The organism is Microcoleus sp. PH2017_05_CCC_O_A (assembly GCF_020738785.1).
Taxonomy (GTDB): Bacteria; Cyanobacteriota; Cyanobacteriia; order Cyanobacteriales; family Microcoleaceae; genus Microcoleus.
On the sequence record NZ_JAEQCB010000156.1, the window covers coordinates 1 to 11,633 of the forward strand.

Sequence of the window (11,633 nt, forward strand, 5' to 3'; positions counted from 1 at the left end):
TCCAATTTGCTCCCCCCACTTCCGGGGATTAGAATTCGGAACCGTCGGTTTGTCTTCAGGGTCAATATTCACAGCGTAAATATAACCATCAGCCGCAGTCGCAAACAGCTTGCGCCCGTCACTGCTAACCGCAATCTGGCGCAGTCCTGACGTAGCATTAACTGAGATAGTCCGAACAACTTCGTTATAGCTTGGCGAGTCAGGATTGACATCCAGAACATAAATGCTGCCCCGTTTAGAGTCCGTTATGTAAGCATAATTATCCCAAGGGTCAATAGATATTGCTCCAGGAGATGCACCACTGGGCAAATTAATATCATCAACAGCAGCCGTAGAAGCATCAGCATCAACCGGACGCCGCGCCAACAAATCCACCATCGCCACCCGCCCCGTATATTCCAAAGGTACATAGGCGCGAGTCGCATTACTGGTGACAGCTAACAATCCCGGACGGTCTAAGGTTGTCCCTACCGTTGTCCCCGGTATCCCCACCGATAAATCCTTGGGAGGCTTCTGTTGCGCGCTTGGAGGGGTCGGAACTGAACTGAGAGCGTCAATTACCTGAATTTTGTCACTAGAGCGCTGTGCTACCAGTATTAGGTCAGAAAATACAGGCTTTAATTGGAGGTCTTCAAAACTCGAACGTTTAACCACCTCAGAATCAACAGGGCCAGGGCCAAAACGCTCTTTCTGCTGCCGCGACAGCACAATTTCCGACTCGCCCAAAGGTACGCTGATAGGAGCTTTTATCGCCACTTTATAGCGGTTTTCTCCCAGGGAACTACTGAGTCCCGGTACAACAGTGCCTGAGTAGCTCTTACCGGACACCTTGAAGTCAACCTTCAAATCCCCGAAACTAGCACCCAGATTGCCGTTGAGCCCATTGAGGAAATTGCTACCTGTTAAGAATATTACAGGTTCGCTGTTGGAGAACTCCAGTTGCGCCGACTCTAGCGATGGCGGTTCCAAGGGAATTGCTAGCCCACTGTCTGGCCCATTGAGAACTGCTGAAACTGTAGGAACTCCTTGTGTATTGAGTTGTACCTGAGCCGTAGTGACGACAGTTTCCCCAACTTTGGGAATTCCGATTATTTCCAGTGGCTGGTTTGAAGATTGGGCTAAGTAAGCTAATAGTGATGTTGTTGCCTCGAATTGATTTTCTGTGGCTGCGACTGCACCAATTCCACTCGTTTTTGCTCCTAAATAACTATTCTCAAAGTTAAGGTTAGTCGAAAGGTTAATTAGTCCTGAATTAGCTTTTGTGCTGGCGTTAACAATTGAACTGACTGATGGCATTCCTGCGGGTAATAATCCAATTGTATAAGTCCCGCTCTCTGTCACGCCTGGAAAGGGTGGGGAAGTGGTGCGGATGTAGCCGTCTGCACCTACTACTCCTGATTCTTGTATCAGCCAAGTTTCGTTCCAGCTATCAGTCCCAGTCGGTAGCGACCCCTTCCGCATAAATAAAACTTCGGTGCCGATTGGTACGCCAACTGGCGCTGGAATTGCCAATTGGACGGGTATCTTCAAGGGGGTGTTCCCCAATTCTAAATTGAATCCGCCAGCAAATTTCATGCTGTCGGGGAATGGCAGTGGTAGTGAAGTGCTGCTAAGTGGCGTTATGTTAACTGTTGTATCTTGAGTTAAGGCAGTAGGAGCTACCATTACTACTGAGCCGTCGCTGCCTTGCACGACTCCGCCATCAACTCCTAAAGTAGCAGGGCCTATCAAAGGCTTTTCTACGCGCACTGGAACTACTTTTTCTGCTGCTCCATCGATGACGGTGACGCTGGCAATTCCTTCACCTACAGCAGTAATTACGCCGTCTGAATTTACTTGCAATACATTGGGGTTACTGACGAAGTAGCGAGTGCCAGTAGAGCCGAATTTGAGGTCTGGAGAGTCGGTAAGTCCTTGAATTCCTACCAGTAAGGAGCGCTTTACTCCTGTTGTTAATGTTACTGCTTTGGGGTAAACATCTAAGCCGTAAATTTCTGCTAGTAGGGCGTTCCATTCGTCATCGTTAGCAGGAATTGGCAGTTCGCCTATTCGTGCCGCAGTCACGGCTTGAATGTTGTTGCGAGATGCTGTAAAAATTGAGGTTCCGTTGGCTAATCCTGTGATTTTTCCGAAGGGGTCAATGGGTGCTATTTCTGGATTTAATGATGTGTATGTTAAGTAAGAATCTGGCAGCACTACGCCTTTTTGGTCGGCGAAGTCTCCCAGCACAACTAATTTTGTATTGTCTCCTGGATAAAGCTGAGGGTTGCGATTGGCGAAGTCTAAGGAAAGTAGCGGGGCTCCGCTGACGTTGACTGTTACTTTTGCTGGTATTCCACTGTTATAGCCGTCGCTGGCTATGAAGTCAAAGCTGGCGATGCCTGAGAATCCGGGTGTGGGTTTGAAGGTTGCTGTTTTGGTAATGGGATCGAATTTTACAGTACCGTTAATTGGGTTGAGCGTGTTGTAGGAGATGGGGTCGTTTTCGGGGTCTGTTGCTTTACCGATTAAGGGTATGATTGTCTCCAATTCTGCATGGGTGTTGGTTGAGAATGGGGAGGTGACTGGTGGTTTGTTGGTGATGAAGCCGAAGTTGTTGTTGAGGAGAGTTTGGTCTACTGAGTTGATGATTCCATCGCGGTTGAGGTCGAGGTTAATTGTATAATTGGGGTCTGTTGCTGTGCTGCCTAGAGCGTTATTTAGGAGTTGTCTGTCTGTTGTATCAACTCGGCCGTCGCTGTTGATGTCGCCTGCTATGTTTAGTTTGAGAGTGTATGCGCTACTTGATGCGCTGTTCAAGTTAAGCAGGTTTAAGCCTGATTTTTTGATGGCAAATAGGGAGTAGTTACTGTTTGTGTTGGTTGATATGGAAATTGGTGTGAGTTTATCTATTTCGGGTAGTTCGGGGAGTTTTTGATTGTCTTTTGATTCTACTGAAATTCCAACGAGTACGGTGTCTGAATCTGTGGAATTGAGTTCGGAATTGGCGATGCTGAAGGTGTATTGATTCGCTGAACCTGCTTCGTTATTACCTGATGCTGTTTTGGTTGTAAATGTGTAAGCGCCACCTAAGTCTGTAGGTACTTTGTTATTGGTTCCAGGCGGATCTATGGGCAGTATAATTGGGGGCGGCAGGGTATCAAAGGCTCCTTGAATGTTGGGCCCTGGTGTCGGTTGTGGGGGAGAGTACAAGCCCAAGGGGTCAAAGTCAATAATTGGCGGCAAGTCGCCATCGGGGGAAGTTGGGCAAGTACCCGCACCGCTATCTGCAAATAAGTGTAAATTTGTCGCGTGGGCTAGGGTGTGATGAAATTTTTGGGCCCAGTCTGAAAGGTCAAAACTTAGAAAACTTAGAGAGTTGAGAATCTGATGCAGCGCGTCATGGTCATCCACACCACCAGGAACTAGGGCGCTGGGGGTGATAATTCGTTCCAGGATGAATGTCTTTCGTGGGCGACGAGTTTTTGGGGGAGAATTCTCAACCCCTTTATTTTTGCGGACTTGAAAGCCTTTTGAATGCCAGACCATACACTGAAGCCCCCGTTTTTAGTAGTGACCTTGAAAACCCAGGCAGTTAATTGAGTATAGGACTTACGCATTTGGGCCGAGAAACCGGGTTTTTTGCGAAAATACTTCGTGTCGCCCACAGATTTGGTGAAAAACCCGGTTTCTGACCACCCGTGCGTAAGTCCCGACTTAACTAAGGAAGAGGGGGAATCTATATCTCAAAATCCGAGTGAAGATTCTCCAACGATTCTTTATGGCCCTAAACTCAAATCAACGGTACTGTGGATACCGCACCCAGACGGCTATTGGATACTCCGCAACTCCGAAGGCGTTACTTGCTTGCAAGTTGACAATTCTGACAAAGAGGTAATGGAAGAATTGGGCTTCAAGCCGATCGGCGATATCGCAGACATCTATGACATTACTTTGGAGGATTTGCAATACTTGCTGCGGATGCTGGCAGAAACGGGAATGTTAGAGGGAACCCAACCTCCAAAACCACCCCCAAACAAATTCAACATTCAGCAATTATTGTCTTTGCAAATTCCCTTGTTGAATCCCGATGCTTGGCTAACTAAACATACGGGTAAACTCCGCTGGATTTGGACTTGGCAATTTGCCTTTTTTCTGGGTGTTTTAATCAGTGCTTCTCTGGCTGTGTGGCTGGCTTTGGCTGACGAGGTTTCTGCTTCCAATCAACAGGTTTGGGCTACAGGGGAAATTACAACTCTGTTAACATTTGTGCTACTGATTATGGTAGTAGTTGGTCTGCACGAATTGGGTCACGCTTTTACTTTGAAGCACTACGGTGGTGTTGTCCCAGAAATGGGGCTGCTGTTTTTATGTTTGATACCGGGATGCTATACGGATACCACAGATCAGTATAGTTTAGTGAGGCGGAAGCAGCGCGTTTTTGTAGTGGCAGCAGGCGTGTTGGTGCAGGTGGCTATCTGGGCTTTTTCGGTTTGGGTTTGGGTTTTGTCTAAGCCTAATTCTGGATGGCATTTTGCTAGCTATTTGCTGATGATAGCTACGCTTGTCACTGTAGTTTTTAATCTCAACCCTTTGAATAAGTTTGATGGCTATTATTTGCTAGTTGCTTTGACTGGGATTAACAATTTGCGATCGAGGTCTTTTCAATTTTACGATCGTTTGCTGCGACGAGAACAGATTTGGGAAGAACCTTCAGACTGCTGGACTTTGGCTGCTTATGCTCCTTTTAGCATAGCTTATACGGTCTGGGTTTTAGGTTATCTGTTGTCTGCTGTTGTTGATTGGGCGGTGCAAAATATGCCGAGGTTTATCGATTTTTATAAGTTTAACTTGCTGTCTGGCAGTTAAACAAATAAGCGAGAAAGTTCAGTGATTATTTAGGAGTGTGTCGTAATGAATGGATATCAAAAATTAGGAGTAGTGGTTGTTTCTGGGGCTTTGGGTTTTTCTGCTTTCAATTCGATCGCAATTCCTGTACAAGCTGCTGTTCTCACGCAAACTTATACGGTAAATTTGAAGCAGCAGCCAGTTAATAGTACGCTGAATGGGGTGCTGCCTAAGTTTAATTCGCTGTTAGGGACGCTGTTAAAGGCTTATGTTAAAGTTGAGTCAACGGTGAACAGTGATATCAGCATTGTTCCTGCTAGCAATTTTACTGGGACGGCGGTAACGAATGCTCAAATTGCTGTGAATTTACCGAGTTTAAAAGCTGACCCGAATTTGGTTTTGAGTTTGTTTGCAAATCCGCCGGAAATGAGTATTGAATCGGGGGCTGCGGGGGCTAGAGGTGGGAGTGCGAGTGGTATTGTTTCAAGGAGTTATAGTTCGCCACAGTACCTAAATATGTTTAGTGGGTGTGCTGGGGATTTAATTGCTGCTAGTATTGTGGCTATGGGTACTGTGAGAGTTTTAGGAACGCCTACAACGGTCACTTACGCGGGCACTGTCACGACTGACTCAAAGCTTACTCTCGCCTATGAGTACGAGTCTGAGTCTGAAACTGTGCCGGAACCTACTACGATCGCAGGTGTTGGTTTAGCTTTTGGCTTGGGGTGCTGGTGGAAGAGGAAGGTGGGGAAAAGGACTTTTAAATAAGATGAGCTGCATTTGTCCGCCACACAAAAAAGCCCTGCGACAAGCAGGGCTAATGTTAAATTATAGAGTTGTTAGCAGAGAGAGAATATGACTCTCCCTGCCTCTTAAAACGCACTCTTAGAACGTGAAAGTAGTTCTCAGAGTACCAATAATGATGTCGTCATTATTGCGGTCTTGATTCGGGTTGGTAATCCAAATGACGCCCGGAGTCACGGCAATGTTGTCCGAGAGCTTGAACTTGTAGAAGCCTTCAAAGTGCCACGAAGTATCGTTGCTGAAGTTCCGCAAATTGCCAGGAGCCTCAAGTTTATCCAAGTAAGGCTCACGACCTACCACAAAGCCCAGCAAGTTGCCTTCTTTCCCTAAATCGGGCAAAGCCAAAGTGGCTGCGTAGTTCCAAATTCTCGCATCGCCGACGCCGAGAATACGAGCATTGGTTAAACCAGCCCAGCCCCCAATGATAAATCTCGGGCTGAGTCGGAACGAAGCCTCAGCACCGTAGGAGTTGCTGACAACTTTGCGAGCGCGGAAGCCGTCAAAGCCTTCGCTCAAACCGTTGATGGAATTAGCCACGCCCGTGCCTGTAAAACCGCCAAGTTTGTCTGGCCCGTTCCCCAAACCGTTGTCAAACCCGAAGTTACCTCTGCTAAAGTAACCGTGGTTGTAAGTGAGAGCAACTTGCAAGTTGCGTCCCGGGGTAAAAGTCAACTGCCCCATCGCTGCGTAGTCGCCATTGAACAAGCCTGCGCCCTTGGCGGGACTTGCTGGATTTGACGCCAAATATCCGAAGGACAGAGAAGTCGGGCCGAACACGCCGCCCAGCAAGCCTCTGCCACCGAAGGCGTAATCGAAGCCGATACCAGCACCGCCACCTAGGCGATAAATTGGGTTGCTCTGACCGAAGGCGCTGAGGGAGCCATTACCGCCGTCAAAGTCTTCAAAGTAAGGGTTGACGGTAGGAATGAAATCGTTCCAAATACCGTTAGCGGCTTCAATGGTAACGTTCAACCGATTGCTAGCGGGGAACTTGTAAAGCAAGCTGCCCAAGTGAAAAACGTTGTCGGTTCTGCCAACTACGTTCCAGGTTTGAGTACCTTCGCTCGTCGCCCCCAAGTTAAAGTTTTGACCGTTGCCCACATCCAGTCTGGTGAGCAACAAGTCTCTGCCGGTGAAGCTCGTATTTAAATTGAGACGTACCCGCTGTTGGAAGACGGCTTCATTGTTACCCGTACCGACTCTTCTGTTGTCTCTGCCAAACAAGCCATCATTGCCACCAAAGTCGTCGCTGAGGGCAAAAATTGCTTCCCCAGTCAGTTTGGTAGTAGTTGAAAATTGGTTAGCTTCGAGTTCGGATGTGCGAGCTTCCAGAGCATCGACGCGGCCGCGCAAGGTTGCCAGTTCTGCTGCAAATTCTTCCTGGAGCCGTTGGAGGGCTGCCAAGTCGTCTTTTGTCGCTAAGTTGGTTGTACCTGCTTTAATTAGCTCGTTAACTTTGTCTAAGCAAGCGTTTAAACCGGCGGCAAATTCGTAGCGGGTCATTGCCCGGTTGCCGCGGAATGTGCCGTCTGGATACCCGGCAATACAGCCGTAGCGCTCGACTAGGGATTGCAGTGCTTGGAATGCCCAGTCTGTGGGCCGCACGTCGGAAAGTTGAGATACTGAGGTTACTTGAGCCTGAGTTTCGCCACCAGCACCTTCGCTGCTGTACTCGTTGACCTGTTCTAATGTGGCGGCTGGGTTTTGAGCTTGTGGTGCGACAGTTTGGGCTAGAGATTGGGCCGGAGAGGGCAAATTTTGTTGTGCCTGCTCTGCAACTGCCGGGGCAGTAGTTTCTAATTGAACTGCACTGATTTGCTCCTTGACAGCGGTAGCTGCTGGGGCTGGATTTTCTAGTCTGGCTGCCGCTGAATTTTCTACTGGTTGAGCGACTGTTGGCTCAACTGCTGCTAAAGATTCAGTTACAGGTTGTGATGCAGCTTCAAGATTTGTTGCTGCGGGGTCTGTGGTGGCGGAGGCGATCGCGCTGCCCGTTGCAGCAGGGCTGGCATCTGCAATCGCTGGCTTGGTTTCGCTGCCTGTTCCTTGGGAAATTTCTTCGACTGGCTTTAGTGCTGCGGTAGTTTCGTCAACAGCCGCTAAAGCATTAACTTTGGCTTCGGAGGCTTGGCCTGTTTCAGCTTGGGCAGCTTGAGGCTTGAGCGCATCAGCAGCTTGCTGAGCGTCTGCTGCCATCGCGCTCGAAGAAACTACTAGGGTAGCTCCTAAGACTGCTGGGCTGATTAGTAGGTAACTCCACAAAAATTTCGACATATTCACTCTCATCCTCACACCGATTACAGAGAAACTTTTCGAGTCTTCTATGTGGTCAGTAGTTGCTAAACTAGCATACTTTAAAAAGAGACCTAAAATTCACTTTTTCTTTTGATTTTTGGGGACTAACTGAGTGTATGGATGTGATTGGCTGCTGTCGGGTGCCTGTTTTTGACTAGGTACTCAACTGCCTCAAAACCTTACCATACTTGGACTTGGGATTGATTGGACTACTGACACATTAGGCGCTCGATAGCCTATTTACTTTTTAGCACAGCACGTCCGAATCGTCTATACTGATTCGACTTTTGCATCCAAACCGTGTCCTAGGACGCTAAAGACTCGGCGACGGTCGAACAGTTCTAATAAATCGGCGTTGATTTTGTTGTGAGCTGCTTCTTGCCGCAAAATTTTCATTGCTGCATCTGTTCGCAAAGCTCGTTTGTAGGGGCGATCGCCGGCTGTCAGGGCGTCATAAATATCGGCGATCGTCATCAATTGCGCTTGAATGGGGATTTCTGAGTCTGTTAGACCTCGTGGATAGCCTGTGCCGTCGAGTTTTTCATGGTGTCCGTAGGCTATTTGGGGAACATTTTTTAGATCCTTTGTCCACGGAATTTGGCTGAGAAATTCGTAAGTGTGAGTGACGTGAGATTCGATTGCCGATCGTTCTGTCGGCGTCAGGTTGCCCCTCGACACCATCAATTGCACGATTTCGTCTGGACTCAGCAGAGGTTTAATTGCCCCGTCTATATCTCTGTAAGTTTGCCGAGAAAGTTCTAGCAGTTGAGCTAGGGGTTCTTCTGCCAAAATGTGAGGTTCGTTGGCCTCTAGCAGGACTTCCCAATATTCTGCCAATCTGGTTTTTGCGTCTGCTAGCGCCGTGTCTAGCTGTTCTATTTCCTGGCATTTAGCGCACTCTGGCCCAGAGTCCGGGTGTTTTCGGTAAGCTGAATGCTCTAGCAAGTATTTGTATTTAGACTGGACGCATTCCATTTCCAGCGTCCGCTGAGCTAGGGCGAAACGGTGGCGAATGATTTCTAGCTGTGAGGGGTAGAGCTTTTTCTGCTTGGTCAAAACTGCTTCTGGTACTCCGATTTTGCCAAAATCGTGCAGCAGGGCGGCGTAGCGAATTTCTTGAATTTGACGGTTGTTAAAGTAAATAGAGCGCAGCCATCCGCTGCTGACGGCGTTTACTTCTTCTGACAGGCGTACTGTCAGGGCTGCAACTCGTTCTGAATGGCCGAAGGTACATGGATCTCGGGCTTCTATGACTTGCACGCTTGCTTTGACGAAGCCCTCGAACAAGTGTTCTATGCTTTCTTGGAGTTGATTGCGCTCGATCGAGATTGCTGCTTGAGAAGCGAGCGATCGAACTATCCTTTCTTCCCACTCGGAATACTGCTGCGTCGATTCCCAGGCATTCTCTGCCGTCAGCACCTCATCTGCCTTTTTTTTGCGGTTGATCAGTTGCAGTACGCCTATTGTCTCGCCCTGTCGGTTTTGCATCGGCAACACCATTACCGAGCAAGTGCGGTAATTAATATCCCTGTCAAAACTCGTATCTAGCTGGTAGGGTACATCGGGAGGCAAGTCATAGGCATCAGACAGGTTCAAACTTTGACCTGTAATTGCCACGTATCCCGCCAAGCTTTTGTCTGTCAGCGGCAGGGCAAACTCCTTAAACGACAGTCTGGGTTTAGAACCATTTTGAGCTACCTTGAACAGCAACTTAGATTTCTCGTCGCTGTGATCTACTAAATAAACGCTGCCCGCATCGCTGTAGGTGATTTCCCGGCTTTTGGATAAAATCAAGTTTAACAACCCGCCCAAATCGGGGGCGCTAGAGAGCGCCGCGCCAATATCCAAAAGCTTTTCTATCAGTTCTGTTCTTTGAGCAGATTCGTTCAAGAACTCTGGCCTTTCAAATACGATCATGGTCGGAGGATGGCGAATAGCCTTTAATACATTGGACTTGTTGCATCTCGACTTTCTCACACCCGATTTTAACCCAGAGTCGATATTTTCTTTTGAGCGGGCTTTCTGCTCTTGGGACTGTCGCTAGATGCAGTGGCGGCTAGGAAAATGAGAACTCTTGTGACGCTCCCACACTAATTGCAAGCAATATAGTTTGGGCATCTGAGTCCTGTAAAGGATATCTAGATCTTCCTTCGAGATACTCCAAACTGTTTCTCTCTACGGCGTTTTATAGTGAGGAACACGTCCAGCCCCACTGTGGTTCAATGATATCAAAGATTGTCGATTTCGGCGGTGATGGCTTCCGAGCCCTACGGGATTGGTCAACCATCCCACCTCAATCAACTTGGCTTTCATCCCACCCCAATCTGTAAACAATATGGGGTGGGGATTCCCGCCTAACTAGCTAATTTAGCGCAGAAATCTCTTGGGCTAGCGCCATGTCTTTCTCAGTTAAGCCTCCGGCATCGTGAGTTGTCAAGTTAACTGTTACTTGGTTATAGGAGATTTCTATGTCGGGGTGATGTCCTGCCGCTTCTGAGGGGGCGACCAACTTATTCACAAAGGCGATCGCGCCGATAAAATCTTTAAATAAACGGGTACACCGCAGTTGCTTACCTTCCACCGTCCAGCCCGATAATTGACTGGCGCGCTCTTGAATTTCAGTATCGTTAAGTAGATCTGCCATAATTTTTTTTATTTTGGGATAAGCTTTTTGGGAGATTAACAGCCCACCTGTCAACAGTTGACAGTTGACAGTTGACAGTTGACAGTTTAAGAGCGACCTCTACCCTTAAGTCCGAGGATTGGAGTAATGAATAGTCTGATTTTAATTTCTCCCGAGCAGGGTTCCGACTTTCAACCAATTATTTCTGGTCAAAAATCCGACCAAAAACTATCCGCTCTCACCAATAGTATTGAGGCTCAAGTTTTAATACTTAAGATTTAACACTATTTGAGGTGAGAGCGGTCTAGCGGGTCTTCAGATTAGAACCTGACTGCCGGGAGAATCCCTAGCTGAGCCTGGTTCCCGATGGAATTCGTTTCCAGTTGGAAACGACGGCTGACTGCTAGTGAGCGGCCCCGGCGCACAGCCGGTAGTTTCCAATCTGATGACCCATGCATTTACTACTTTCTATCATGGGCATCACCTCCAGGATTAGCTAAATGGCTTCATATTTGAACGCACCTCACCCAAATACAAGATCTGGTGTGAGGATTTGTGCGCTAGCCCTTGCCAGCGTAACCGAAAGAACCTGCGTTCTGAGTATCATTTCAGTAGTCACAATGATTAGAATAACACAAGGAATTAGAAGTGGGGGGATGCAAATTAATATTTTTGCAAGATGAGGGCAAATTACTGACGTATCGAGGTTTTCGATCGCTCTCTACAGCCAGCGGGCGATCCTCTTCGTTGGCGTAGCCGCCGTAGGCGCGGGCTTCGCTAACGAGCTTTTGAGCGGATTGCTTTTTCTGTGGGGCAGGTATAAAGAGGGAAATGTGCGATCGGATTACTGAAATCAAAAAAGCTCCTACCGAGCGGCAGGAGCTTTTTAAACATTGAGGGTAAAGCCTAAACTAATTTATCTTACCCTTTCAAAATGTTGCAATTTTTGATACTTCGCACTGATTAGAGAGCGTTACCGCGAGGTAGAACTTCTTCAGGGAAGATGAAGTTTTCGTGGGGTTGGTCGGTCGGAGCCATCCAAGCACGAATGCCTTCGTTAAGCAGAATGTTCTTAGTGTAGAAC

8 protein-coding genes and 1 pseudogene are annotated in these 11,633 nt (G+C 47.8%); 3 read left to right on the forward strand and 6 right to left on the reverse strand.

Annotated features, from left to right (window positions below):
• Positions 1 to 3,528: dockerin type I domain-containing protein (locus JGK20_RS27570; RefSeq protein WP_293232833.1), on the reverse strand; the 3,528-nt coding region annotated here is incomplete at its 3' end.
• Between the two features lie 108 nt (positions 3,529 to 3,636).
• Here JGK20_RS27570 and JGK20_RS27575 point away from each other — a divergent pair.
• The gene (locus tag JGK20_RS27575) at positions 3,637 to 4,848 is read left to right on the forward strand and encodes a M50 family metallopeptidase (protein WP_293232835.1); all 1,212 of its coding nucleotides are present in this window, start codon (positions 3,637 to 3,639) and stop codon (positions 4,846 to 4,848) included.
• Positions 4,849 to 4,893: 45 nt separating this feature from the next.
• Positions 4,894 to 5,595, forward strand: coding sequence for a PEP-CTERM sorting domain-containing protein (locus JGK20_RS27580; RefSeq protein ID WP_293232837.1), 702 nt, complete (start codon positions 4,894 to 4,896; stop codon positions 5,593 to 5,595).
• A gap of 117 nt (positions 5,596 to 5,712) precedes the next feature.
• Here the strand turns inward: JGK20_RS27580 and JGK20_RS27585 are convergent, their stop codons facing one another.
• The 3 genes from JGK20_RS27585 to JGK20_RS27595 all read right to left on the reverse strand — a co-directional run bounded on the left by JGK20_RS27585 (position 5,713) and on the right by JGK20_RS27595 (position 10,570).
• Positions 5,713 to 7,905 (reverse strand): iron uptake porin, encoded by a 2,193-nt coding sequence (locus tag JGK20_RS27585; RefSeq protein ID WP_293232839.1) that lies wholly within the window; start codon positions 7,903 to 7,905, stop codon positions 5,713 to 5,715.
• 291 nt (positions 7,906 to 8,196) lie between these two features.
• A complete protein-coding gene (locus JGK20_RS27590) occupies positions 8,197 to 9,843 on the reverse strand; it encodes an HD domain-containing phosphohydrolase (protein ID WP_293193881.1) in 1,647 nt (548 codons plus the stop codon).
• 445 nt (positions 9,844 to 10,288) lie between these two features.
• Complete coding sequence (locus tag JGK20_RS27595; RefSeq protein WP_293186922.1) at positions 10,289 to 10,570, reverse strand: 4a-hydroxytetrahydrobiopterin dehydratase; 282 nt, start codon at positions 10,568 to 10,570, stop codon at positions 10,289 to 10,291.
• 126 nt (positions 10,571 to 10,696) lie between these two features.
• On the opposite strand from JGK20_RS27595, the gene JGK20_RS27600 reads away from it, so the two are divergent.
• On the forward strand, positions 10,697 to 10,831 hold the full coding sequence (locus tag JGK20_RS27600) for a hypothetical protein (protein ID WP_293193883.1): 135 nt from the start codon (positions 10,697 to 10,699) through the stop codon (positions 10,829 to 10,831).
• 326 nt (positions 10,832 to 11,157) lie between these two features.
• Here the strand turns inward: JGK20_RS27600 and JGK20_RS27605 are convergent, their stop codons facing one another.
• Positions 11,158 to 11,406 (reverse strand): hypothetical protein, encoded by a 249-nt coding sequence (locus tag JGK20_RS27605; protein ID WP_293186923.1) that lies wholly within the window; start codon positions 11,404 to 11,406, stop codon positions 11,158 to 11,160.
• Between the two features lie 106 nt (positions 11,407 to 11,512).
• Positions 11,513 to 11,633 (reverse strand): annotated as a pseudogene (locus tag JGK20_RS27610) (photosystem II protein D2); the annotation flags it as partial.